The 24,742-nt window shown below is 37.8% G+C and carries 22 protein-coding genes and 2 rRNA genes; 7 read left to right on the top strand and 17 right to left on the bottom strand.

Features of this window, described 5'->3' with window-relative positions:
- Nucleotides 1-114: ribosomal RNA gene (locus tag ACFOSX_RS01125) — 23S ribosomal RNA — on the top strand; the annotation flags it as partial.
- A gap of 146 nt (nt 115-260) precedes the next feature.
- Nucleotides 261-369 (top strand): 5S ribosomal RNA (rrf, locus tag ACFOSX_RS01120).
- Between the two features lie 101 nt (nt 370-470).
- Here the strand turns inward: rrf and ACFOSX_RS01115 are convergent.
- From ACFOSX_RS01115 to ACFOSX_RS01045, 15 genes are all read right to left on the bottom strand, one after another.
- Nucleotides 471-701, bottom strand: a complete 231-nt coding sequence (locus ACFOSX_RS01115) for a DUF6095 family protein (RefSeq protein WP_386096159.1) — start codon at nt 699-701, stop codon at nt 471-473.
- On the bottom strand, nt 679-1,512 hold the full coding sequence (murQ, locus tag ACFOSX_RS01110; RefSeq protein WP_386096157.1) for an N-acetylmuramic acid 6-phosphate etherase: 834 nt from the start codon (nt 1,510-1,512) through the stop codon (nt 679-681). The genes ACFOSX_RS01115 and murQ overlap by 23 nt, the downstream gene beginning before the upstream one ends.
- Before the next feature lie 15 nt (nt 1,513-1,527).
- Nucleotides 1,528-2,343, bottom strand: a complete 816-nt coding sequence (locus ACFOSX_RS01105) for a DUF4249 domain-containing protein (RefSeq protein ID WP_386096155.1) — start codon at nt 2,341-2,343, stop codon at nt 1,528-1,530.
- Nucleotides 2,344-2,348: 5 nt separating this feature from the next.
- Nucleotides 2,349-4,724: a TonB-dependent receptor gene (locus ACFOSX_RS01100; protein WP_386096153.1), complete on the bottom strand. Its 2,376-nt coding sequence runs from the start codon at nt 4,722-4,724 to the stop codon at nt 2,349-2,351.
- Between the two features lie 60 nt (nt 4,725-4,784).
- On the bottom strand, nt 4,785-7,004 hold the full coding sequence (locus ACFOSX_RS01095) for an NADP-dependent isocitrate dehydrogenase (RefSeq protein WP_386096151.1): 2,220 nt from the start codon (nt 7,002-7,004) through the stop codon (nt 4,785-4,787).
- Between the two features lie 100 nt (nt 7,005-7,104).
- The gene (locus ACFOSX_RS01090; RefSeq protein ID WP_386096149.1) at nt 7,105-7,680 is read right to left on the bottom strand and encodes a pentapeptide repeat-containing protein; all 576 of its coding nucleotides are present in this window, start codon (nt 7,678-7,680) and stop codon (nt 7,105-7,107) included.
- A gap of 431 nt (nt 7,681-8,111) precedes the next feature.
- Complete coding sequence (locus tag ACFOSX_RS01085) at nt 8,112-8,411, bottom strand: GIY-YIG nuclease family protein (RefSeq protein WP_386096147.1); 300 nt, start codon at nt 8,409-8,411, stop codon at nt 8,112-8,114.
- Between the two features lie 841 nt (nt 8,412-9,252).
- On the bottom strand, nt 9,253-9,603 hold the full coding sequence (gene rplS / locus ACFOSX_RS01080; protein WP_386096145.1) for a 50S ribosomal protein L19: 351 nt from the start codon (nt 9,601-9,603) through the stop codon (nt 9,253-9,255).
- Between the two features lie 212 nt (nt 9,604-9,815).
- Complete coding sequence (gene trmD, locus ACFOSX_RS01075) at nt 9,816-10,490, bottom strand: tRNA (guanosine(37)-N1)-methyltransferase TrmD (RefSeq protein ID WP_386096143.1); 675 nt, start codon at nt 10,488-10,490, stop codon at nt 9,816-9,818.
- A gap of 228 nt (nt 10,491-10,718) precedes the next feature.
- Nucleotides 10,719-12,641, bottom strand: coding sequence for a UvrD-helicase domain-containing protein (locus ACFOSX_RS01070; RefSeq protein ID WP_386096141.1), 1,923 nt, complete (start codon nt 12,639-12,641; stop codon nt 10,719-10,721).
- Nucleotides 12,623-14,707 carry an ATP-dependent nuclease gene (locus tag ACFOSX_RS01065; RefSeq protein ID WP_386096139.1) on the bottom strand — a complete coding sequence of 695 codons (2,085 nt, stop codon included), beginning with the start codon at nt 14,705-14,707 and terminating at the stop codon, nt 12,623-12,625. Before ACFOSX_RS01065 ends, ACFOSX_RS01070 begins: the two co-directional genes overlap by 19 nt.
- 138 nt (nt 14,708-14,845) lie before the next feature.
- Complete coding sequence (locus ACFOSX_RS01060; RefSeq protein ID WP_386096137.1) at nt 14,846-15,286, bottom strand: GNAT family N-acetyltransferase; 441 nt, start codon at nt 15,284-15,286, stop codon at nt 14,846-14,848.
- Nucleotides 15,287-15,502: 216 nt separating this feature from the next.
- Nucleotides 15,503-16,123 carry a tRNA (guanine-N1)-methyltransferase gene (locus ACFOSX_RS01055; RefSeq protein ID WP_386096135.1) on the bottom strand — a complete coding sequence of 207 codons (621 nt, stop codon included), beginning with the start codon at nt 16,121-16,123 and terminating at the stop codon, nt 15,503-15,505.
- Nucleotides 16,124-16,302: 179 nt separating this feature from the next.
- Nucleotides 16,303-17,751, bottom strand: coding sequence for a glyceraldehyde-3-phosphate dehydrogenase (locus ACFOSX_RS01050; protein WP_386096133.1), 1,449 nt, complete (start codon nt 17,749-17,751; stop codon nt 16,303-16,305).
- A gap of 226 nt (nt 17,752-17,977) precedes the next feature.
- On the bottom strand, nt 17,978-19,390 hold the full coding sequence (locus ACFOSX_RS01045; protein WP_386096131.1) for a trypsin-like peptidase domain-containing protein: 1,413 nt from the start codon (nt 19,388-19,390) through the stop codon (nt 17,978-17,980).
- A 124-nt stretch (nt 19,391-19,514) separates the two neighbouring features.
- Between ACFOSX_RS01045 and dapF the strand changes: the two genes are divergently transcribed.
- The 5 genes from dapF (at nt 19,515) to ACFOSX_RS01020 (ending at nt 23,535) form a co-directional block, all read left to right on the top strand.
- Nucleotides 19,515-20,294: a diaminopimelate epimerase gene (gene dapF, locus ACFOSX_RS01040; protein WP_386096129.1), complete on the top strand. Its 780-nt coding sequence runs from the start codon at nt 19,515-19,517 to the stop codon at nt 20,292-20,294.
- Complete coding sequence (locus ACFOSX_RS01035) at nt 20,288-20,812, top strand: GNAT family N-acetyltransferase (protein WP_386096127.1); 525 nt, start codon at nt 20,288-20,290, stop codon at nt 20,810-20,812. The genes dapF and ACFOSX_RS01035 overlap by 7 nt, the downstream gene beginning before the upstream one ends.
- A gap of 1 nt (nt 20,813) precedes the next feature.
- Nucleotides 20,814-21,857 (top strand): endolytic transglycosylase MltG, encoded by a 1,044-nt coding sequence (mltG, locus tag ACFOSX_RS01030; RefSeq protein WP_386096125.1) that lies wholly within the window; start codon nt 20,814-20,816, stop codon nt 21,855-21,857.
- A gap of 39 nt (nt 21,858-21,896) precedes the next feature.
- Nucleotides 21,897-22,763: a DUF2279 domain-containing protein gene (locus ACFOSX_RS01025; RefSeq protein ID WP_386096167.1), complete on the top strand. Its 867-nt coding sequence runs from the start codon at nt 21,897-21,899 to the stop codon at nt 22,761-22,763.
- Nucleotides 22,764-22,869: 106 nt separating this feature from the next.
- Nucleotides 22,870-23,535 carry a peptidoglycan-binding protein LysM gene (locus ACFOSX_RS01020; protein ID WP_386096123.1) on the top strand — a complete coding sequence of 222 codons (666 nt, stop codon included), beginning with the start codon at nt 22,870-22,872 and terminating at the stop codon, nt 23,533-23,535.
- Here the strand turns inward: ACFOSX_RS01020 and ACFOSX_RS01015 are convergent.
- Together ACFOSX_RS01015 and ACFOSX_RS01010 are read right to left on the bottom strand one after the other, a co-directional pair.
- A complete protein-coding gene (locus ACFOSX_RS01015; protein ID WP_386096121.1) occupies nt 23,532-24,245 on the bottom strand; it encodes an SAM-dependent methyltransferase in 714 nt (237 codons plus the stop codon). The genes ACFOSX_RS01020 and ACFOSX_RS01015 overlap by 4 nt on opposite strands.
- Nucleotides 24,246-24,274: 29 nt before the next feature.
- Entirely contained in the window at nt 24,275-24,730 is a 456-nt protein-coding gene (locus ACFOSX_RS01010) for a low molecular weight protein-tyrosine-phosphatase (RefSeq protein WP_386096119.1), read from the bottom strand.
- Nucleotides 24,731-24,742 lie beyond the last annotated feature (12 nt).

The raw sequence follows: 24,742 nt of genomic DNA, 5'->3' as shown, positions 1-24,742 counted from the left end.
CACAAGATGAGATTTCTTTAAAGGGTCGTGGAAGATGACCACGTCGATAGGCTACAGGTGTAAAGGCAGCAATGTCATAGCCGAGTAGTACTAATAACCCATAGGCTTATTGTACGGCCGTTTTTTTTATAGGTTACGCAACAGATCATGTATAGTTTTCAATATGTTAAGATATTAGCGCGAATGCGCGGTATTTAGATGTTTTTATAGTAGTCAGTGTATACTGAATACTATTTACTAAACACTATTTACCAACCTTTTAAGGTGGTTATAGCGACGGGGCTCACCTCTTACCTTTCCGAACAGAGAAGTTAAGCCCGTTAGCGCCGATGGTACTGCTTACTGTGGGAGAGTAGGTCGCCGCCTTTTTCAAGGACTCAATCTAAAGATTGGGTCCTTTTTTGTTTTAGGCTTTTTTTGTATAAATTTTATGTGAGAAAAAGTAATTCTGTGGAGCCGATTAAACCCTATTACTTCCCAAATAGACTTTTCATTATAGTATTGATACCTTTAAAGAGAAGAAAAATAGCCATAATGCTTAACAGGCCACCAAGTATTAATAAAGGAATGCAAAGGGGTTTGTCGTTATTGGCAAAGGCTGTATGTAACAGAAACGGTCCTGCAAACATACAAAGCAAACAGCCGAGCATTACTTTTAAGCCTTTAACGAGTATATCTTTATCTGTCCGTTTCGTTTCCATGAGTTTTGTAATTATCTACAGCGAGTCTTACACTGCCATAGGATTCTAATAGGTTAGAGGCTTCTTCATAAGAAACGTTTAAGGCTTCAACAATCATACGAATGCCACGGTTCACCAATTTATCGTTACTCAATTGCATATCCACCATTTTATTGCCCTTAATTCGGCCTAATTGTATCATGGAAGTTGTAGTAATCATATTTAAAACGAGTTTTTGAGCTGTACCGGCTTTCATGCGTGAACTGCCAGTGACGAATTCTGGACCGACAATGACTTCTATGGGATATTGCGCTTCTAAACTTAATGGACTTCCAGCATTACAGGTTATACAACCCGTTGGAATATTATTGTCGTTACAAGCTCTTAACGCATGAATCACATAAGGTGTTGTTCCCGAAGCGGCGATGCCGATTACGATATCTTTTTCTGAAATATGATGCGCTTCCAAATCTTTCCAACCTTGAGTTGTAGAATCCTCAGCATTTTCTACTGCTTTTCTAATGGCAGTATCACCACCTGCAATCAAACCGATAACCATATCATGAGAAACACCGAATGTCGGTGGACATTCCGATGCATCCAAAATACCCAAACGACCACTTGTACCAGCACCCATATAAAATAAGCGTCCCCCTTGTTTAAATGCTTTAACGACTTGTTCTGTTAAAGCTTCAATTTGTGGCAAGGCTTTTTCAACAGCATTTGGAACGGTTTTATCCTCTGAATTGATATTAGTCAATAAGTCATTAAGAGACATCGACTCTAATTCATCATAATTAGAATCTTGCTCTGTGGTTTTAATAAAATCCATGCTTAAATGTAATGATTATTCCACAGTATAAATAACCTCGTCAACTTCAGACAGTCTAAAATAACCGAATGGAAAATTATCCGAATCAGTTGTGTTTACCACATTACCACGTACCGTTGCTGGTTGAGTTTCGAAGGGACCACCACCATCATCACTGCCTTGTTGTAGAAGGATGAACATAAACTCGTAAAACCGTTCTGAAACCCCATGGTTTCTAATGGTAACGATGTCTCCTGACTCTAAATCTTCTTCGGTATAAAACCCAAAAATTTGATTACCATCTGTAAAACGATCTTCATAAACTTCTAGAGTAGGGACAACAGGTATATCACTGATAAATTCAAAAAAATAGTAATTTTCTTCGTTTGGTGGGTCTGTATAAAAAGCTTTCAATTCTATATCCTCTCCAGTAAATCCACCATCATTTTTCTGTTCAATAAAATCAATAGATGATACGGGAAGTAGGCTTTCTGTCGCGGTGTAGGTTTGCGACTCGTAGATTATTTCGAGCGAATAGGTTTCATTCAATTCGGGTTGGAAAGTGTCCGTTGAATAAATACCTATTCCGGATTCTTCAGAAAAAATAAAGACATCATTCAAACTATTTCTAACAATAACACTGGCTCCTGTTGCAACTTGCACATTATCTTCAAAAAAAGGCGAGGTCAAAGTTAATTTTATGGATTGCTCATTTCCCGTTGTGCCTTTTACCCAGTTTATGGAAGCATCCACCACAAGTCGAGGAGGTGCCGTATTTAAATCCACGTCAATGGGGTCTTCGCATTGAAACAAAAAACTACTTAGGATAAATACTAAAACTATCTTTTTCATTTTTTCTACCATTTAAAATTATAAGCAACCGACGGAACTATTCCAAAAATGGCCAATCGGGAGGCTTCGTTTCGGCCAGTCATTCTATTCTCCCTAAAGGTAATACTTGTGGCATTCCTACGATTATAAACATTATAGATTCCAAATACCCATTCGCCTTTAAAGCGTTTTTCGCTGTTTGGATTTGGGTTATAATTTGCCGAAATATCCAAGCGGTGATAGGTGGGTAATCTACTTGAATTTCGAGCTTCAAATACTGGCACCGTAATACCGTTGTATTGATATTGACCATTTGGAAAGGTCGCTGGCAAGCCCGACTGTAAAAGGAAATTGGCATTAAATGTCCATTTATCGTTTAAATCATACGTTCCAGTAAAACTGATGTCATGCGTTTTGTCGTAAGGCGTACGGTACCATTCGCCATTATTGATACCTATTTCTTCGGCTGTTCGTCCAGGTGTGCGTTGTTCGGATTTTGACAAGGTATAAGCCAGCCAACCCTTAAATCGACCTTCATTTTTTCTTAATAAAACCTCTAATCCATAGGCGCGTGCTTCGCCATTCAGAATAACTTGTTCTATGGCGTTGTTAGCAATAAGGTTGGCGCCGTCGATATAATCGATTCTGTTCTCAATAGTTTTATAGAAGGTTTCCACTTCCAAACTGTAGTTGTCATCGGCGATGGTTCTAAAATAACCCAATGCCACTTGGTCCAATAACTGTGGTTTTACAAAGAGGCCACTCGGCGTCCAAACATCCAATGGTGTTGGGGAACTTGTGTTTGAGAGCAAATGTAAATACTGGCTCATCCTATTATAACTTGCCTTTACGGACGATTTTTCGTTGAGTTGGTAGGCTAAAGATAGTCTCGGTTCTATATTTGAGAACGATGCCAAAACATCACTGCGTTTAAACGTTTCTGTCCCAATAGGGTCCGCTTTTTCGTAGACTTGAAGGTCTTCATTAAATTGAACAGGATTATTATCTTCGTAGACATTTAATTCGTCTTGCCCCAAACGATGAAATAGGCTAAACCGCGCACCATAAGACACGGTCAGCTTATCGGATAACTTATGTTCAGCATCGACATATATGGCATTTTCAAAGGCATATTTATCGGTCAATTTGAAGAAATTTATACCAGACGTCTCCGTCGTTGGACTGATTTCACCCGGATTGAATTTATAGTAAATACTGTTTAATCCATATTCGAGCTTGAAGTCCGAACTGATGTAATGCTTCAAATCGTATTTAATATTGAAATTTCTTATGCCCGATGTCCAATCAAACTCCACAAAATTCAATTTTAAATCATAGTCGTAGTCTGAAAATATTAAAGACAAGTTAGAAAACAGCTTATCACTAAAGAGGTGATTCCAACGGAAATTAAATACCGCATTGCCGTAAGTGTTTTCAAAACTATCGGCAATTTCAAAAACATCACGGCCGAAATAGCCCGATAAATAAATACTGTTATTTGCATTGAGTTTGTAACTCAATTTGGTATTTAAGTCGTAGAAATATGCGACGTTATCTAAATCAAACAACGGTAAAAACAAATGCGCATAACTGCTACGACCTCCAAATAGAAAAGAACCTTTTCCCTTAGTTATAGGGCCTTCGAGCAATAAACGACTTGAAATTAATCCTATTCCACCATTGACTTTAAAGCGGTCGTTATTTCCTTCTTTCTGATAAATATCCAAAACGGAAGATACACGTCCACCGTACTTTGCGGGAATCCCACCTTTGTACAGTTTAAGGTCCTTGATAGCATCTGGATTGAAAACCGAGAATAATCCAAACAAATGCGACGAATTAAAAATCGTTGCCTCATCTAAAAGAATCAAATTCTGGTCAACGGCACCACCACGAACGTTAAAACCTGATGAGCCTTCGCCAGCATTAGTGACGCCAGGCAAAAGTGTTATGGATTTTATAACATCCACTTCACCCAAAACCACGGGCATTTGCTTAATGGTTTTTATAGACAGTGCATTGACACTCATCTGTGGTTTCTTAATATCTAATTTTTCGACATTTTCAGTGATGACAACTTCATTCAGGGTTTCGGCAGATTCAGAAAGTTTGAAGTTTTTGGTTTGGTCTGTTGTTAGAACAATGGTTTCTGAAATGGTTTTGTAACCGAGGTAGGAAATCTGAAATTTGTAAGTACCCGAGGGAACGGTCAAAGAATAGAAACCATATTCGTTGGTCACTGCTCCTGCGCTAATACTTGGTATAATAATGTTTACCCCAATAAGGGTTTCGGTGCTTTCAGAATCACTGACCACACCACTAAGAGTGACTTTGTCTTGAGCTAAGAGCGACTGGGTTAAGGCAATGAATAATAAAAGTGGAGCAAATCTAAATTGCCTCATGCAATGCTTTTTTTAGTAAAATTAAAAAAAGCTCCAGAATTCTGAAGCTTTATAAAATCATTATTTGACGATATCGTTGAACGTTGGACTTGGTCGCATGGCATTGCTGACCAAGATTTCTACAGGCTTGTAGTAGCCTCCGATATCTACAGATACACCTTGAATAGTGTTTAATTCGTCAACGATGTCGGTTTCCTTAGCTTGAAGGTTTTTGAAGACTTGAGCAAATTCATGCTTTAAATCCAAGTCACTTTCCTGATTTGCCAAAGCTTCCGCCCAATAAAGTGCTAAGTAGAAATGACTGCCTCGGTTATCGAGTTCATTGACTTTTCGGGATGGGCCTTTATTGTTGGCCAATAATTTTTCTGTGGCATCGTCTAAGGTTTCACCCAAGACTTTAGCTTTTGAATTTCCTGTATATTCAGAATAATGTTCCAATGATACAGCCAAGGCTAAAAACTCGCCTAAAGAGTCCCAACGTAAGTGGTTTTCCTCTACAAATTGCTGTACGTGTTTCGGCGCTGAACCTCCCGCACCAGTTTCAAACAAACCACCACCATTCATTAATGGTACAATGGATAACATTTTGGCACTGGTTCCCAATTCTAAAATAGGGAAGAGGTCGGTTAAGTAATCACGTAATACATTTCCGGTAACCGAAATGGTATCTTGTCCTGCCTTAACGCGTTCTAATGTAAACTCCGTTGCTTTTATAGGAGATAAAATTCTAATATCCAAACCATCAGTATCGTGGTTTGGTAAATAAGCATTGACTTTTTTGATTAATTCAGAATCGTGGGCTCTGTTCTCGTCTAACCAAAATACAGCCGGAGTTTTAGACGCTCTTGCACGAGTCACGGCTAATTTTACCCAATCTTGTATTGGCGCATCTTTTACCTGGCACATTCTCCAAATATCACCTTGCTCTACATCATGACTTAATAAAATCTGACCATCAGAATCAATGACTTCCACTTTTCCAGCAGACGCCATTTCGTAGGTTTTATCATGTGAGCCGTATTCTTCAGCTTTCTGAGCCATCAATCCGACGTTTGGTACAGTTCCCATAGTCGTTGGGTCGAAGGCACCGTGCTTTTTACAGAAATTAATGGTAGCAATATAAACTCCAGCATAACTGCTATCTGGAATAATCGCTTTGGTGTCTTGTTGCTCACCTTTCGCATTCCACATTTGTCCAGACGTACGAATCATCGCTGGCATTGACGCATCAATAATCACATCACTAGGCACATGAAGGTTGGTAATTCCTTTATCTGAATTTACCATTGCCAAATCAGGACCATTTTCCATAGCTGTTTTTAAATCGGCTTCGATTTCAGAACGCTTGTCGGCTGGTAATTCTTCAAGTTTTTCAATTAAGTTTCCTAGTCCGTTATTCACATCTACACCAAGTTCTTCAAAAGTGTCATTATGCTTTTCGAATAGGGATTTAAAGTAAGTACGCACAGCATGACCGAAAATGATAGGGTCTGAAACCTTCATCATCGTGGCTTTCATGTGTAATGACATCAAAACATCTCGGTCTTTTGCATCAGCAATTTCACGCTCAAAAAAGGCCAATAACTTTTTACGATTCATCACCGTCGCATCAATGATTTCATCCTTTTGCAAGACAAGGCCGTCCTTAAGAGTCGTTGCATGACCATTCATATCTGTGTGAACTATTTTCACAGTGGTGGCTTCAGCTATGGTTGTTGACTTTTCATTATGGGCAAAGTCGCCTTCGCTCATCGTGGCCACGTGTGTTTTGGAATCGCTAGACCAAGCACCCATACGGTGTGGGTTGTTCTTGGCGTAATTCTTTACGGCCTTTGGTGCGCGACGGTCAGAGTTGCCTTCTCGCAACACAGGGTTTACAGCCGAACCCTTGATTTTATCGTAACGTGATTTTATGTTTTCATCTTCGTCGGTTTGTGGTTCTTCCGGATAATCTGGAAGCGCATAACCTTGAGACTGTAATTCTTCAATAGCGTTGGTTAACTGAGGAATCGACGCTGAGATATTTGGCAACTTAATAATGTTGGCTTCTGGCTTTTTGGCCAATTCGCCTAATTCTGCCAAAGCGTCTGGAACACGTTGCTCCTCGGTTAAAAACTCTGGAAAGGCAGACAGGATTCGCCCCGCCAAAGAGATATCCTTAGTTTCTACATTGATACCAGATGATTTTGTAAAGGCCTGAACTATAGGAAAAAAAGAGCGTGTAGCCAACGCTGGCGCTTCATCTGTCTTGGTGTAAAATATCGTTGAAGAATTTGTCATTTATGGTCTAGTTATTACGTTAAACGTTGCTTTTAAGGAGTGCAAATATACAAAAAAGTCAGGCTGTAAACAGCCCAAAGCGTAAAGTGATTGACTCAATTCAGGGCTTAATGTCTAACTGAAAATGGCGCAATAAACCGTCTAAGGTGTGTTTGGAAAATTTGGCTCCTTTCATAGAATTCTTAGCTGGATTTATTAAAAAATCCTTGGCTGATGTAAAGTCTGAATGCTGTAAGTCAGTATGTTCGAAAATTGCGTTGGATAAGATGCAATCTTGAAACTTTACATATTGTAGAATGGCATCTGTAAAGTCTGAATGTTTCATTTGACAGTTTGAAAACACAAAGCCTTTTAAATTCAAACCTGAAAAGTTAGCATAGTCCAAGACGCAGTTGTCGCAAGAAAAATCCATGAGCATGGTATTGCATCTTGAAACATCCACACCGAGCATTTTACAATCATTAAACGTCACTGCGTTAAACGTGCAGTGTGTTACATTGGCGTTGGACATGTTACAGTCGATAAATTCACATTCTAGAAATGATGCGTTGGAGATATCGCCTTGTTCAAAGTTGCAATTTACAAAGGTACAATTATCATATTCTGCTTTTTGGAGTCGGGTAGAGGTGTAGTCTTTTTGGGTAAAGGTTTGGTCGGAGATAAATGGAAGATTCATAGGTGCAATTTATGAAATCTTGGGGTTTTCGTCATTGCGAATCATGCCCAAGCGTGGTGCGGCAATCTGTTGGTTTGTAATTCTTAATTATGAGATTACCGCGTCGCTCCTTGCTGTCGCTCCTCGTAATGACGTTGTAATGTATAATTTTGAATTCATTTAGTAATGCATCGTCATTGCGAATCACGCCAAAGCGTGATGTGGCAATCTCATGATGTGAAGTTCTAATTATGAGATTACCACGTCGCTCCTTGCTGTCGCTCCTCGTAATGACGTTGTAATTTATGTTTTTGAATATAATTAATATATACCGTCATTGCGAATCACGCCCGAGCGTGATGTGGCAATCTTTTGGTATGTAGTTCTCATCATGAGATTACCACGTCGCTCCTTGCTGTCGCTCCTCGTAATGACGTTTCTATTTGTTGATTTCAGTCGAAATAAAACAGCCAACCTTCAGATAAATCATTCCATTCTGGATTATCCTTATTAATCAAATTTTCCTTACGTTTTCGGTTACCTTTTTTTATTTGTTTTTCTCTTGAAATAGCGTCTTCAATGGAGTCGAACTCTTCAAAGTAAACAAGTTTGTCACAATTATACTTTGCCGTAAAACCTTTGAATACTTTCGTTTTATGCTGATAAACTCTTTTAACTAGGTTAGATGTGGCACCAACATAAATTGTCGTATTATTTTTATTGGCCATGAAGTACATGTAAGATTTATTCATTCCAAGAGTTTTACATCATGAGATTACCACGTCGCTCCTTGCTGTCGCTTCTCGTAATGACGATGTTATAAATGCAAACGTATAAAAATCAAAAAGCCATATCCTTCAGCAATTAACTGAATTGACATGGCTTTTTTTTGAAATCGTTCTACTCGACCTAGTTAGCTTGCACCAACACTGTTTAGACTTTAACCAAAACATATTCGGACTAAGCGATTACAGATTTCAACGAAATGCTAGTACCTTTCAAAATGTATTGACCTGATACTTCCACATTTCTCAGACTTGTCATTTTTGATAATTCCCTTTCAGTTACCTCGTTGAAAAACTAACCTGCAGAGCCTCATTGTTCATCCTTTTCGTGTTCCCTTTCGTTCCCACTACTTTTTCAAAACTTTCAACTTAAATCAGTGCTACCTACTTGCGTATTTAACGCCTCACCTAAGTCTCATGGTTATTATACTTCACTTGCCTACACAAGTAGCTCCTAACCTCAAATCACAAATCTTATATAAAGAACGTTACTTTATTACAATTTAACACAAATCTGAAGAAAACTTCAAAACCAAACGAGGTTTGTTGTTAATTGTTATGTAAATATAGGTTGGTTATTGAGAAATCCAAAAAATATTGGCAATTAGATACTCACAGTCTGTCCACAAGGGTTATTAACAATTGTTGATAAGGTGGGGGACGGTTCTCGATACTCCTGACGCTTCGGGACTTCATACTTCGGAATCACTCTCCCGAAGCGTCGGGACTGACGTCCATTTCAAATGAAAGCATTAAAAAAGCCTTTTGTATCACTACAAAAGGCTTTGTTACTTTATCAGAGGTTAGTTTATTTTCTAACTTCCTTGATTCTAGCTTTCTTACCAGTAAGACCTCTAAAGTAGAATATACGTGCTCTACGTACTTTACCTCTTTTGTTAACTTCAATTTTTTGAAGGGCTGGCAAATTCACTGGGAAGATACGCTCTACACCAACGGTTCCAGACATTTTACGGATGGTGAATGTTTCACTGCTACCGCTTCCTTTACGTTGTAATACAACACCTTTAAAGAACTGCGTACGTGTTTTGTTACCTTCCTTAATTTCATAGTATACAGTGATGGTATCACCAGCACCGAATTCTGGGAAGTCCTTACGGGTTACAAATTCGTCTTGTACAAATTTTACTAAAGAATTCATTTTGTTTTGTTTATGGTTATTCCAAATCAACATTCACGTACTTCGCCAGAGGTTAATCCAAAATTGGGTGCAAAGATAATTAAAACTTTGTGTTTGCAAAGTTTTAAATCCAAAGTTTATAGTTTTTAGTTCCAAGTTTTTTCAATTAAAATTTGAAGAACCCATTGAAAGCTATTGGTCTTTGGAATTTAGAGTTTGAAAATTACGAGAGGTTACTCGAGTAAATCCGGTCGTCGTTCCTTAGTGCGTTTGTAGGCTTGTTCTTCGCGCCATTGTTCTATTGCGCCGAAGTTACCACTGAACAAGACTTCTGGAACTTTCATACCGTCGTACTCCCGCGGGCGTGTGTAAATGGGTGGTGCCAACAGATTATCCTGAAAGCTATCCGTCAAGGCCGAGGTCTCATTGCCCAAAACGCCAGGAATCAACCGAATCACGGCATCACATAACACCGCAGCTCCCAATTCGCCACCAGACAGTACATAATCGCCGATGGAAATTTCACGGGTGATGAATTTATCACGCACGCGCTGGTCCACGCCTTTGTAATGGCCACAAAGGATAATGATGTTTTCTTTTAGAGAGACTTGGTTAGCGATACTTTGGTTAAGGCGCTCACCATCTGGCGTCATATAAATAATCTCGTCATAGTTGCGCTCGGCTTGTAGCCCTGTAATACATTTATCAATCGGTTCTATAAGCATCACCATACCGGCGCCACCTCCAAATTGGTAGTCGTCCACCGACTTGTAATTATCCGTGGTGTAATCTCGTAAATTATGAAAATGAACCTCCACCAAATTAGCCTCAATGGCGCGCTTTAAAATAGACGCCTCAAAAGGGCTTTGTAATAATTCTGGAAGGACGGTGATGATGTCTATACGCATTTTGCAAAGATGCGATTATTCTTTGGGAATTGAAATAGGTGGCTGTTTAATGGGGAAATTGAGAAAGTATGTTTTTACAGCGTATAGGGAATCATTTCTGTTTATGGTTACTCATAAAATTGTGGTTTACTATAAAAATAATTTTTTAATTGAACACTGAAGAATTAAAAATGCTACGCAACAAAAATTTAAACCGTTATTAATTAAATACATTAATAGTTGTAGGCATTACTCAATACTAATTACATTTTCATTTCCGAACCATTCTTTTGCCTTATTTATAACTTGATCACTTGGGCTATGAAAATAGACTGCTAAATTCTCTTTTGCCCTCGTACAACAAACATAGAATATCTTTTGTGTTCTATTCTTTACAGATTCTGAGGCTGTACCTAAAAACATTTTCTCAAAATTGTAATTATTCCAACCGCCATTATCCAGAATTACAAGGATATTATCAAACTCAGCTCCTTTGGTTTTATGTTGAGTTGAAAACGGTGTTTGACCTTCTAAGTATTCATATAGCTTTTGAAATTCTGTAAACTTTACGTCTTTAACACGATTATATATATATTCTTTTTTCTCTTTAAATTCAATTAGCTTATCATCAATTATGCAAATGCCCTTTTCATTGGCATCAGTAATTACTTCCTCAATAGTTTTCTCGCCAACTTCAATAAGGCTTTCAATATTTTCTTTTAAAGTTCTTTTGCTTGCTATGGTTGTAATTTTATAACGAAAGTCTACGGCTCTCAAAAATACATTGTATTTTTTATTCTGATAAAGAGAGATATTAGTTTGGATTTTGAACAAATGCTTGATAAGATTATCTCTTTTTGAGTCCTTTTTATTGTCGTCATCTTCATCCTTTTTTTTATCATCAAGTAATTGATCTTTATCTACGTATGCTTTAGAGAATGACGAGTAATTTAAGGATTTAGCATAATTGTATAATTCTTCATTTTCATCAATGAAGTTCTGCATTCCATTGGTTGGACTCACTTTGTTCAAATCCTGTCCACTTTTTCCTTTTTGTAAAGATTCAATTACTTCACCAAATGTATTTTCTGAAAAATCAGTAGTAATGTTATTATCTTTTATATACTTCTTAATTCTATCCCTAAAACTTAATATGTTGTCTTTATCGTAAATATTCATTAGTGTCCTAAACCCTGCTTTATCTGCGATTAAATTATGAGTAAGGTTCAGCTCCTTTGTTTCTTTTGAATTATTAAAGTCCCAATCATAATTATCCTCCAGATATTTTTCAACCTTAATTATATCATCATCATTAGAATGCAAAAACAGTAATTTACCTTGCTTTATTACACCTTCTTCCATATTGGGTGCATTGGGGTCATTAGAAGATTCCTGAATGATACCGTCAGTACGAAGTTTATTTGCCAAATCAATAATAAGTTGGGGATTTCTTCTATTCTGTTTTTTTGTAATTTTTTTCACGTCATTTTCATCATATGCATCTAAATTACCAACAGTGTTAGGATAAATATTTTGCATAGCGTCGCCAAAAAAACCTATTATATTTTTTCTTTCACTTGTTTTAAAATGAGTAAGGAATGTTTCTACAACCATCTTACTAGTATCTTGATACTCATCTATAAAAATGAATTTGTATTTATCTTTTACGATACTATTAAGCTTAGGGTATTTTTGAAAAAGATAATGTGCAACAATAATTAATTCGTCATGAGAGATTATCCCTTCTCTTATCCGAACAAATTCTTTATATTTTATTTTTTCTTCTAGGTCATCGAAAAAATTATCTGGCACAGGACTTAAATCATTAATTTTTATTTTAGTAACATTTTCATCGTTTGCTAGTATTATTATTGCCTTTTTAAGCTCTTTTTGAAAGTGCTTAATATTGTCCCATAGGAAATCATGGATAGTTGAGACATTAAGATTATTATGATTTACTCTTTCCTCAATTTCCTTTACTGCAGCATTGGTGTATGTCATACAGGCAACTTTAGCAGTTGGATTTTCAGCTATTACCTGACGGATAACGCTTACCAAAGAATAGGTCTTACCACTTCCTGCACCACCACTTAAAAGAAAGTTTTTTTCCTCATCAATTGATTTAAAAATTTCCTGTACTTCGGGCTCTAATTCTAATCTTCCTTCAACCATAATAAGCCATTTTTTATGTACTCTGGAATATTCCAATTACTAAAATTCTCATTGCTGTGATATAGAATATCTAATGCAAAATGAGTTTTCTTTTTAATACATGAATCAGCTAACACATAGGCATTATTTGTACCATCATCAAATAACTTTCTGTGTTGTAAACCTTGAAATTCGTCTTTCTTACCAGCTATATATGCTCGATTTATATGAATGAATGCATCTTCAAAGCTCCTCGCATGATATGCGTCTTCTTCTTGTTGATAACATAAACATAGTTTTGCACTCCCTAGTTTGATTGTTCTATCTTTAGCTGTTAAATTCTTTAAATCCTTCCAATCTACAGTTCCTAAAAAGTGTTTAATTGCAGAATTACTTGTCGCTGTTCCTTTAACGACCTCACAAGCCTCAATTATTGGTTTCCCTTTCTTGTCTTTATTTCCTAAATCACCAACAGAATCTATATCAGTAAGAACTAAAGATTTAATACCTAAAAACTCTATAAACTTCTTGAAAATTTGAGAATAAGCACCAACTTCAATCGTAGATATATTTTGTGACAACAGTGGCAGAAAGTCATCAACTTTACCTTCTGCTTCTAATCGAGTAGCTTCCTCAATGTCAACTTTTCGCATAAAAGTCGGTATCAGTATTCTTTCCGTATCTCCTTCAATAAGAACCGCTTTATCTGCAAAAAATATTTCTGCTCTACTTATTGTCAAATATTGTTTAAGAAATTGATATTGGTTTGTGTCAGTATCATACTCTTTCTTTAAATCGATGAGATTTTTTGATACGACATTATTTTTATCTTCAATCTTTAAGTACTTAATATCATTGAAATCACTATCGGCAACTATATGAGATGAATGAGTGGTAATTATGTATTGCAGAGGTTTATTTATTCCATCCTCACGCATGATACCTTCTGCAAGCAAGCTTTTGATGTTTTTAATAAAAACGTATTGCATTTGAGGATGTGTATGAGCTTCTGGCTCTTCAATTACTAATAAATTAATATCAGCTGGTTTTTCTTCCTTTTTTCTTTTGAATTCTTGTCTAAGTATTTCAATTTCAAAAATCATACTTATCAAATTCATATAACCAAGTCCATTGTATTGTTCAGGCAGTTTGTCAATATCGTGAGTGTAAACTACTGTGGTGTTGCCCTCAAGTAAATCTCGATGTTGAAGTGTCGAGATTATATCTATGGTAGTTTCATTAAGTTTTACACCTCCAAAAGTGCTCACGTTTTTTAAAACATCTTTAAATAAGTCAGAATAAATACCACTCAATGTTCGATCAGTTTCAGAAAGTTGATCGATAAAATCTTCTGTTGCTTGTGCTTTTTCTTCACTGTCTTCATTTTTACTGTATAAACTTGAAGTTTGTTTAGAAAGAGTATTGTCTTTATCCTTGTTTGTTACGTCTCTTCTAGCAGGAATATATTTGAAAGATATAATGTCTTTTATGCTAATTTTTTCCGAGTCTAAATTGATGTAATTAAATTCATTGACTTTTTCTGTAGTTAAATCATATTCAAATGATAATCTTTGTGTAGTAAAATATTTATCCAAGCCTTGTTTTAAAAATTCTTTAAGACTTCTAACTTCTTTTATCTTTTTTTCTGCAACTTTTTGCTTTTCCTTTTTATCAAAGGCATTGTAATCATTTCTCAATTTTAAAAATTCTGTATAAGTAAGAATATACTCAAAACCTAATACGATTTTGTTATTGGCTGGATCAAGATCCATTAATACTCTACTTACATTTGATAAATTATCTTTATCATCATAATCAATAAAGATTTTCAATTTTATTCCTTTAGGAAGAAATTCTTCTGGAACATCAGCCAACTTTATTAATCCTTCTAATTCTTTTTTGAAGTCAATGTTGAAATCATCGTAGGAGAACTTGTTTTTTTCGTTTAAGAATTTATTAAGAACCGAAAGAATAGACGTTTTACCAGTATTGTTTTTTCCTATGACTAGAGAAAGTTCCTTTTCCAAATCCATTGAAAATTCTTTCAGTAATCTAAAATTCTCAACTTCTAATTTTGTTATTTGCATAATTTTAAAAAATCCTAGATGATTGTAGGTTTAAAGTTGGCGTGAATATATAATTCTATTTTAATGAATTATATCTTGTCAAGGCAAGTTATGCTTTCTAAATAGCATTATCAATACGTAGTCCTACGTATATTTACCTCACGCACAGATCCAAAAAAAATGCAAATCCCCATCCGGCTCAAACCCTAAACGCTGGTATAAGTGTTGCGCACGGTTATCACTTTCGGTTTGTATGGCTAGGCCTTTTTGGCCTTCGGTTTTACATAGGGCTTTGGCTTTGTTGATTAAGGCTTCGCCGATACCTTGGCTTCTATAGTCGGGATGGATGTATAAGTCGTTAAGCAAATACATGGGTTGCATGGAGACGCTGGAAAATAGCGGGTATAATTGTGTAAAGCCAACAGGCGTTTCGTTTTTATAGGCGATAAAGATGACGGCATCCTTTTTTGCGAGACGCTCTTGTAAAAAGATTTTGGCGCCGTCTAGGTCTGAGGCTTGGCGGTAGAAGCTGCGGTAGCCGTCGAATAGGGGCGTTAGGTCGTGGAGGTGGGTTGTGGTGGCGTGGGTTATGGTTAGCATTGTATATTGTTTGTCGTTAAGTCGGTTCGTCGTTAAGTCGTTTGTTGTTTGGTTGTCCTCCTTCGCTGAAGCTTCGGAGGGTGTGGATTTGTTTATTCGTTTATCTGCGGGTATAAAAAAATCCGTAATGTTTTAAAATTACGGATTTACTTTTTAGTGCCCTTCTCCCGACGTTTCGGGAAAGCTCAGGGTGACATCGTGTATGATTTACACTTTCTAAGACTTCTGCTTATTGAGTTCGTCTTGCAGTTGGCGACGAACTTTTTGTTCGCGCTCAAGGGCCACACGGCGGTGTTCGTCAAACTCGTGTTCTACTTCGGCGAGTTTACGTTTAGCGTCTTGCGTTGAAGAGTTAGAATTTTTAAACTTATACATAAAGAATAGGAGTAAGGCTAATAATCCGCCTGCGATACTCCACATTAATATATTATAACTGGTCTTACTCATTTGTAAACCAAAAAGGGACATGCTATCTTTTTCGAGATTGGTTTCGTCTAGCGTCGATTGCGTGCTTCCTAAATTGGATTTTAATGTTGTGATTTCTTCGGCTTGGTTAGAGACATTGGCTTCGAGCTCATCAATACGCGAGTAGCTCTTTTTCAAGGAATCGGCTACGTTGGCTCTAACTTTTAAAATGTCACTTTGCTTTACAGCTTCGTACATAGAACCGTTGGTGCCTCTAAAGTTTCCGGATTTCTTCAAAATGTATTCAAACTGACTATCTAGCGTCCCTTCATTAAGGGATAATTGTTCGGTTTCGGTCTCTTGCTCTTGGGCTATTCCGAAGTTAAAGGTCAAAAACAATAAAGCGAATAAAGCTAAGGCTGTGTTTTTCATGTTGAAATTCATAGGTTTTTTAAGTCTGTTCGAAGATAGGAATATTTTCATTTTTATAATTCTCCCACAAATGTTGTTTTTAACATGTTATGAAGGATAATCGATATTGTATAAACAAATAGCCCTGCAAATTATTGCAAGGCTATTGATATACGTTGGGATTTTACGTTTGGATGTTCCTAATAGTAAGAATAGCGTCTTACTTTAGAAATGTACTTCGCCAAGCGGATGACTTGGTGGCTGTAACCATATTCATTATCATACCAAATGTAGAGCACAGCATTTTTTCCGTCAGCTCTAACTATTGTTGCTTTACTGTCATAGATGGATGGTGCAGAACTTCCAACGATGTCACTAGATACCAATTCGTCGCTCATTTCATACTTAATCTGCTCCACCAAATCACCTTCTAAAGCGTACTTTTTTATGATGGTGTTCATGGCCTCTACGGAGGTTTCTTTTTCCAACTCTAAATTCAAAATGGCTAATGACCCATTTGGTACAGGAACACGAATGGCGTTAGACGTCAACTTTCCTTCTAAAGACGGTAAGGCTTTGCTCACTGCTTTACCAGCACCAGTTTCTGTAATGACCATATTTAAGGCTGCCGCTCTTCCACGACGGTATTTACTATGGAAATTATCCACCAAATTTTGGTCGTTGGTGTAGGCATGAATGGTTTCCAAATGCCCAGAAACCACACCGTACGAATCATCCACAGCTTTTAATATCGGGGTAATGGCATTGGTGGTACAAGACGCTGCTGAGAAAATATCAATCTTATCCGGATTATTTTCCATGTGGTTCACACCATGTACAATATTTGGAATGCCTTTTCCTGGCGCAGTCAATAATACTTTATGTGCACCTTTGCTGTTTAACAGTCTGGTTAAGGCTTCCTTATCTCTAAAGGCACCAGTGTTATCAATAATCAAAGCATCATTGATACCATATTTGGTATAATCAATATCTTCTGGAGCGTTGGCCGAAATCATTTTTACGGTCGTCCCGTTAATGATTAGTGCTTCGTTTTTAATATCTACAGTAACGATACCTCCAAAATCACCATGAACAGAATCGTTACGTAATAAGGACGCACGCTTTTCTAAAACTGTTTCGTTTATAGCACCTCGGGTAACGATAGCACGTAAACGCATCTGATTGCCTTTTCCGGCCTTAGTCATCAACTCTCTGGCTAATAAACGTCCGATTCTACCAAAACCATAAAGAACAACGTCTTTTGGTTTTATGGATTTATAGGCTTTAGCGTCTTTTAATTTGTTGGATACAAATGCTAGGGCGTTGCCATACTTTTGGTCTTCCAAATGGTACTCGTAGGTCAATTTCCCGATGTCTAATTTGGCTGGTGGTAAATATAATTGGCTGATCGCTTTGGCGATTTCCACAGAATCAAAAATGGAGATTGGTTTTTGGACAAATTCCCCAGCATATTCGTGCAGATTTAAAATGTCGCTGACGGTACGGTCGATAAGAGGATTTCTAAAAATGACCAGTTCAATGGCTTTGTCATACCAAAGGTCGCTGACAATTTTAATAAATTCAACCGTAGCTCGGCGTCTGTCTGCTTGGAATGCTAATTCCTTTTCATAAGTTCCGTTAAAACTCATTGTGTTGTGTTTTTGTTTTTAGTGATTTGAAGGACTGTTTACCTTCAAAATTTGCGGCAAAAATAATATATTTCAAACGTTTTCGTAGTGGATTTTGAAAAAGAATTACAGTCTTTTTTTTCTCAATCCAATCCCTATTCCAGCATTAAGAATCGTAAAAGAAAAACCCTCCAAATCCTTAGATGTTGGAGGGCATTGCTCTTAGTAAAGAACAAAATCGGCATTTTTAGCGGAAGATGACTTCTTTGCGCTCTAATCTTCCGTTGAGGTATTCAATTTTATTAAGGTTATCGATAAAATCATCACCATATTTTGCTTTTAAGGCGCGGATGTCCTCAACGCTTTCAATTTTCACATCGTTGATTCCCGTAATAATGTAACCACGACCAATGCCAACTTTATTACGTAACCACGAGTTATTGTTTTCTTGAATCAGCACCCCATTATTAATGTCGTATTTCTTTTTAACGGAAGGTGCAATGTCCCGAAGCGTCATATCCATAAAGGTCTCCGTTAAATCTTCTTTTTTGGTTAATCTAACAGGTACCACACGCAAATCATCATCCCTTAAAATGGTGACATTGACCACTTCGTCTGGACTTTTAGATTTTAAATAGCCCGTCAGTTCGGTAAACTTATTGACTTCTATATTATCTAAACCTTTGATGATATCACCACTTCTAATTCCTGCTACAGCTGCACCAGAATCCGGACTAACATCACTTACGTAGACGCCTTCAATTTGATCCAAGCCTTGCTTTTTAGCTTCCGCAGCGTTTAGGGATACAATACCCAGCATCACATCTTGTACATCGCCAAACTCCATAATGTCTTCCACAATCTTGCGCGCAATATTACTCGGTACGGCAAAAGAATATCCGACATACGATCCCGTACGTGAGGAGATTGCCGTGTTTATACCTATCAGCTGCCCTTGGGTATTCACCAAAGCGCCACCTGAGTTTCCTGGATTTACAGCGGCATCAGTCTGAATAAACGACTGCTCTGCCCGGCCAGATAAATCCCTGGATTTTGCAGAAATAATACCTGCTGTAACGGTAGAAGTTAAATTAAAGGGATTACCCACAGCTAAAACCCACTCGCCAATCTGTGCATTGTCCGAATCGCCAAATGTGACAAACGGCAAATCATAATCCGCATCGATTTTTAGTAAGGCAATGTCTGTTCTTGGGTCTGTCCCCACAACATCTGCTGTATAAGTTTTATTATCGTTAAGTGTTATGGATAATTCCGTTGCGCCTTTAATCACATGGTTATTAGTGATGATATGACCGTCTGATGAAATAATAACACCAGAGCCTGCACCAACAATCTGCTTGCGTTCTTGGCTACGGCCATAAATGAGGTCTTCAAAGCTCGACGGTCCTTTACTCACCTGTGCATTCTTAACGTGTACAACGGCGTCAATGGTTTTATTGGCGGCCTCTATAAAGTCGGGCTTTTCCATAGCCAAAGCCGAGTTCGAAACGGTACTTGTTGGAATAAAGAATGAATTATCGGTTGTGTTGCTTAGTTCAGTGTTTGCTGTCGTCGGTTCCTCTATAAAAAGTTTATAACCGCCTAGGGTTAAAAGACCTCCTAAAGCCGAGACAAACATCAGGGTTAACATCTTTCTCATAGTGTTCAGTTTAAGTTTTCTTTTTAACGTTGAATTTAATTGTTTTATTGAGGGCGATTTTCAACTTTAACGACGATTTAACAGCGCGTATTCCTTAGGAATAATGTTATATTTGCTTCGGTTTATGACACACACCTTTTACAAATACCAAGGCACCGGAAACGACTTTGTTATCATTGACAATCGCTCACTTAAATTCGACAAGAATAATGCCAAAATGATTGCGCATTTGTGTGACCGACGATTTGGCATCGGCGCTGACGGACTCATACTATTAGAAGACCATAAAACTGCTGATTTTACTATGGTCTATTATAATGCCGACGGCAATGAAAGCAGTATGTGTGGCAATGGCGGTCGCTGTATTGTGGCGTTTGCCAATTTTCTCGGATTGAATAAATCTGAAGCTAAATTTGAAGCCATTGACGGTATGCATAAAGCCATTATTAGAGATGGGTTAGTACATCTTCAAATGCAAAATGTGTCAGTTATTGAAACGTTTGACAACCATCAGTTTTTAGATACAGGTTCTCCACATCATGTGGAGCTCGTCAGCGAGATTCAGAATTGTGATGTAAAAGGCAAAGGCCGAAGCATCCGTTATGGCGAACCATATAATGAGGCTGGAGCCAACGTGAATTTTGTAGAACAGGTTTCCGAAGATACTTTCGCCGTACGGACTTATGAACGTGGTGTTGAAGATGAAACTCTGTCATGCGGTACAGGCGTTACAGCTGTTGCTTTGGCCATGCATGCTTCAAATAAGTTTAATGGTGACGCTGTTAATTTGAAGGTGCAAGGAGGCGAACTAAAAGTATCTTTTACAAAAACCAAAAATGGTTATGAGAATATTTGGCTAATTGGTCCAGCGACTCAAGTGTTTAAAGGCGAAATAGCATGGTAACTCTTAAAGGAAAACAAGTTTATTTAAGAGCTTTAGAGCCTGAGGATTTAGAATTTATTCATGCTATTGAAAATGACGAATCCCTTTGGGAACTTAGTCATACGCAAACGCCGTATTCAAAATATCTTATTAAGCAATATCTGGAAAATGCCCATCAAGATATTTACGAGGCCAAGCAATTGCGCTTAGTCATTTGTTCTAAAGATGATGAGGCGTTAGGGCTTATCGACTTATTTAATTTCGATTTTAAAAATAAGCGTGCTGGTATTGGTATTCTTATTCAAAATAAAGCCAATAGAGGTAAAGGATATGGTAAAGAAGCCCTATCCTTACTGGTTGATTACTGTTTTTTGCAGTTGCAGTTACACCAATTATACTGTAATATCAGTGAAACAAATACAACGAGTTTGCGTTTGTTCAAAAACGAAGGCTTTGTTGAAATTGGCGTTAAAAAGGAATGGAACCATACGCCAAATGGTTTCGTAAATGAAGTATTATTACAATTGATTTCAGACTAATATGTACATTAAAAAAATACTTTGGGCTACTGCCTTGATTGGACTGCTCATTTTTGCCTATGTTGCCTACTATATCTATGGTGCTATGTTCGCACCGAATACGGCTTTTGAAAAAGAAATTGCTTATATCACAATACCTTCGGATGCAAATTACCTACAGGTTCGTCAGCAACTCGAACCGCTTTTAGAGGATATCGATAAATTTGATGCCCTGGCAAAACAGAAAAAATACGTTTCCTATGTAAAACCAGGTCGATATGCCATTTCCAAAGGAATGAGTAATAACGACATCATCAATTCCATTCGAAGCAAGAATATACCTCTGATGGTATCTTTCAACAATCAGAATACTTTAAAGGGATTAGCGGGACGAGTGGCAGAGCAAATTGAAGCAGACAGTCTAGAGTTATTATCGGCCATGAGCGACGAGACCTTCTTAAAGGAAAATGGGTTTACTCGAGAAAGTGCTATCGGGATGTATTTACCTAACAGTTATGAGTTCTTTTGGAACAGTACGGCTGAAGATTTTAGAGACCGCATGCTCAAAGAATACAAACGTTTTTGGACTCAAGAAAGATTGAAAAAAGCCGAAGCCATAGGCATGACCCCTAATGAAGTGATGACCATGGCTTCAATTGTATATGAAGAATCCAAGCAAAAATCAGAGCAACCTCGTGTGGCTGGCGTTTATGTCAACCGAATCAGGATTGGAATGCCTTTGCAAGCCGACCCTACCATAAAATATGCGGCCTATCAATTACCTGAATACGAAAACACCATCATCCGTCGTGTGTTGAATAAGCACATGGAGATTGATTCGCCATACAATACCTATATGTATCGAGGCTTACCTCCAGGACCTGTGGCCATGCCTGAACTTTCAGCGATTAATGCAGTCCTTAATTATGAAAAGCATGATTACCTTTATTTTGTAGTGGATGCCCGTAATGTGGGGTTCCATAAATTCGCAAAGTCGCTCAGTCAGCATAACGCCAATGCGCGGGAATATCATCGCTATTTGAATGAGCAAGGCATTCGCAAATAAGTGAAACGCGCTTGGCCCATATCGATTCTGATGTTCATAATGCTTCAAAGTGCATTTGGACAATCGGGATTGAATCATTTTCTCACACCAAGCGATACCTTAAATAAACCTCGAAGAAACGCCGTCATCATAACCGAAGCCTCTTTGGCCACGGCGACATTGCTGGCCTTGGACCAATTATGGTATGCCGATTTTGAACGCTCTAGTTTTAAAACCACCAATGATTCAGGGGAATGGCTACAACTCGATAAGATGGGACATGTGTTTTCTTCCTACCAATTAGGTCGATTAGGTGCCGATGCCTTAAACTGGGCTGGCGTTTCCAAAAAAGACCAACTCATTTACGGCGGAACTCTTGGTTTTTCGTTTTTAACTGCTGTTGAGGTATTGGATGGTTTTTCCGAAGAATGGGGCTTTAGCTGGACAGATATGTTGGCCAATGCATCGGGAACTGGATTGTTCATTGGGCAAGAATTGCTATGGGACGAACAGCGCATCACCATGAAATATTCGTTTAATAGAACCGAATTCGCTTCTCAAAATCCTTCAAAATTAGGCGATGGACTTTCTGAAGAATTTCTAAAAGATTACAATGGACAGACCTATTGGTTAAGTTTCAATTTGAATAGTTTTCTGAACACCGATTTTATCCCCAATTGGTTGAATTTGGCTGTGGGCTATGGCGGTACCGGAATGCTCACCGGAAATGAGAATAATCCGCTCTTTCCAAACCAGAATCACAGACGTCAGTATTACCTTAGTTTGGACGTTGATTTAACCCGGATTAAGACCAATTCTGCATTTCTAAAATCGGTGTTTAGCGTTTTTAACACGATTAAAGTACCATTTCCTACTTTGGAGTACACCGATAAAAGTGGTTTCAGACTGCATTATATCTACTTTTAAGAGCGTTTTAACGTTTCAAGGGCTATATCCTTTTTTATGTCGTATATTTGCACCCGAATTTTACGAGGTCATTCTAATTGATTGATTTTGAACAAAATTTAAGGTTATGAGAACAAATTTTTTAAAGAATTTAATCCTGCCTTTTGCAATATGTTTTTGCATTGCATTAGCCCTTTATCCTACACCAGAATTAGACCCAGAATCCTACTCTGTCGATGGTCTAGAATTAAACTACAATTTGGACCAAGATTTGGCAATGGCTTCACAGCCGAAACCAAAGCAAGAGACTAAGCCATTTACACCTTATTTAGGTAAGTCGTTTGAAGGTTTTAAGGAAGCCTTGGCTTTTAAAGAATCGCAAGGGAATTATTTTAGGGTAAACACTTTTGGTTATTTAGGAAAATACCAATTTGGTGCTGAGACCCTGAAAATGATTGGTATTTATAATCCAACATTCTTTTTACAGACGCCAGCTTTACAGGAAAAAGCTTTTATAGCAAACGCTAAGCGTAACAAGTGGATTTTACGACGTGAGTTTAAAAAATACGTCGGAAAAACCATTGGGGGCGTTAAAATCACAGAATCAGGAATTTTGGCATCTGCCCATTTAGCTGGGGCAGGTAGCGTGAAAAAATTCTTAAGAAGTGGTGGCGGTAACAACTTTGCGGATGGGTATGGTACTACGGTAAAGTGTTATATGAAGAAATTTGCAGGATATGACGTGTCTTTCATCACTGCCGATAGGAAAGCCAAAGCAAAACTTCGCGCTTAATCCTTTTTAATGATAAAAATTGCCGGTCGTTTATGGAGGTCTTCTTTATTGGATTTCCATTCCGAAGCATTTTTAGTGCGAATGAACTCCGTAGGTAAGGTTAAATCACAGGCCACACAAACTTTGGTATTGGCTTGAAGCGTACTCGCCAAATCCTTAAGCATCTTCATGTTCCTATACGGCGTTTCAATAAACAATTGCGATTGGTCTAAATCTGAAGACCGACGTTCCAAGGTTTTTATAGCCTGTTTGCGCTCTTGTTTGTCAATCGGTAAGTAACCATTAAATGCAAAGTTCTGGCCATTCATTCCTGAGCCCATCAAAGCCAATAGAATAGAAGAAGGACCAACCATAGGTACAACCCGAATGCCTTTTTCGTGCGCCATGGCAACGATTTCAGCACCAGGGTCTGCGATAGCTGGACAACCAGCTTCAGACAAAAGCCCGATGGATGCACCAGCGACGCACTGGTCTAAAAAACGTTGTTTTTGTTCTTCGGTGGTATATTTATTCAGGGTTTTAAAATGTAAAACCTTTTGCGATTTTTTTGGAGAAACACGTTTAATAAAGCGTCGCGCCGTCTTTTCATTTTCTACGATATAATTATCCAGTCGCTCAACAATTTTGGTCACGGACATCGGAAGGACTTCCAATGGAGGATTATCGCCTAGTCGTGTAGGTATAAGGTATAATTTGCCTTTTGCATTCATGTCTTAAAGGTACGTGATGTATTTCAAATTTATGAATTCAAGTTTTCCGCAATATGCTCGCAGGTATCATTTAATATTCGATATACGTAATCAAAACCATCGTCGCCACCGTAGTAAGGGTCGGGGACATCTTTATCTCGAATATCAGGATTTTCGTTCAGGATGAGTTTTACTTTGGCTTTGTCTGCTTCAGAGGTTGCTAGTTTTAGGATATTCTGATAGTTTGAAGCATCCATGGCGTAAATCAAATCAAACCTTTCGAAATCTTCACGTTTGAATTGTCGTGCGGATTGTGTAGAGATATCCAAACCGTGTTTTCGCGCTACGGCAATAGACCTTGGGTCTGGTGGGCTTCCGATGTGATATGAGGCGGTTCCGGCGGAATCAACATAGAATTTATCGGCATCTAATTTTGAAGCCAAGATACCATGTGCCAATGGCGACCTGCAGATATTTCCGAGGCAAACCATTAAAATTTTAGTCATGATAAACGGGAA

Origin of the sequence: Winogradskyella maritima (genome assembly GCF_042650215.1) — a bacterium.
Taxonomy (GTDB): Bacteria; Bacteroidota; Bacteroidia; order Flavobacteriales; family Flavobacteriaceae; genus Winogradskyella; species Winogradskyella maritima.
This window is presented reverse-complemented; position numbering and strand designations above follow the sequence as displayed.

Coding starts and splice junctions, on each gene's coding strand:
- ACFOSX_RS01020 (WP_386096123.1), top strand. CDS start 22,870: ATGAGAACAAATTTTTTAAAGAATTTAATCCTGCCTTTTGCAATATGT.
- ACFOSX_RS01045 (WP_386096131.1), bottom strand. CDS start 19,390: ATGAGAAAGATGTTAACCCTGATGTTTGTCTCGGCTTTAGGAGGTCTT.
- ACFOSX_RS01060 (WP_386096137.1), bottom strand. CDS start 15,286: ATGCTAACCATAACCCACGCCACCACAACCCACCTCCACGACCTAACG.
- ACFOSX_RS01105 (WP_386096155.1), bottom strand. CDS start 2,343: ATGAAAAAGATAGTTTTAGTATTTATCCTAAGTAGTTTTTTGTTTCAA.
- ACFOSX_RS01050 (WP_386096133.1), bottom strand. CDS start 17,751: ATGAGTTTTAACGGAACTTATGAAAAGGAATTAGCATTCCAAGCAGAC.
- ACFOSX_RS01090 (WP_386096149.1), bottom strand. CDS start 7,680: ATGAATCTTCCATTTATCTCCGACCAAACCTTTACCCAAAAAGACTAC.
- trmD (WP_386096143.1), bottom strand. CDS start 10,490: ATGCGTATAGACATCATCACCGTCCTTCCAGAATTATTACAAAGCCCT.
- ACFOSX_RS01100 (WP_386096153.1), bottom strand. CDS start 4,724: ATGAGGCAATTTAGATTTGCTCCACTTTTATTATTCATTGCCTTAACC.
- ACFOSX_RS01035 (WP_386096127.1), top strand. CDS start 20,288: ATGGTAACTCTTAAAGGAAAACAAGTTTATTTAAGAGCTTTAGAGCCT.
- murQ (WP_386096157.1), bottom strand. CDS start 1,512: ATGGATTTTATTAAAACCACAGAGCAAGATTCTAATTATGATGAATTA.
- ACFOSX_RS01025 (WP_386096167.1), top strand. CDS start 21,897: ATGCTTCAAAGTGCATTTGGACAATCGGGATTGAATCATTTTCTCACA.
- rplS (WP_386096145.1), bottom strand. CDS start 9,603: ATGAATTCTTTAGTAAAATTTGTACAAGACGAATTTGTAACCCGTAAG.
- ACFOSX_RS01095 (WP_386096151.1), bottom strand. CDS start 7,004: ATGACAAATTCTTCAACGATATTTTACACCAAGACAGATGAAGCGCCA.
- dapF (WP_386096129.1), top strand. CDS start 19,515: ATGACACACACCTTTTACAAATACCAAGGCACCGGAAACGACTTTGTT.
- ACFOSX_RS01115 (WP_386096159.1), bottom strand. CDS start 701: ATGGAAACGAAACGGACAGATAAAGATATACTCGTTAAAGGCTTAAAA.
- ACFOSX_RS01015 (WP_386096121.1), bottom strand. CDS start 24,245: ATGAATGCAAAAGGCAAATTATACCTTATACCTACACGACTAGGCGAT.
- mltG (WP_386096125.1), top strand. CDS start 20,814: ATGTACATTAAAAAAATACTTTGGGCTACTGCCTTGATTGGACTGCTC.
- ACFOSX_RS01070 (WP_386096141.1), bottom strand. CDS start 12,641: ATGGTTGAAGGAAGATTAGAATTAGAGCCCGAAGTACAGGAAATTTTT.
- ACFOSX_RS01065 (WP_386096139.1), bottom strand. CDS start 14,707: ATGCAAATAACAAAATTAGAAGTTGAGAATTTTAGATTACTGAAAGAA.
- ACFOSX_RS01055 (WP_386096135.1), bottom strand. CDS start 16,123: ATGAAAAACACAGCCTTAGCTTTATTCGCTTTATTGTTTTTGACCTTT.
- ACFOSX_RS01010 (WP_386096119.1), bottom strand. CDS start 24,730: ATGACTAAAATTTTAATGGTTTGCCTCGGAAATATCTGCAGGTCGCCA.
- ACFOSX_RS01085 (WP_386096147.1), bottom strand. CDS start 8,411: ATGAATAAATCTTACATGTACTTCATGGCCAATAAAAATAATACGACA.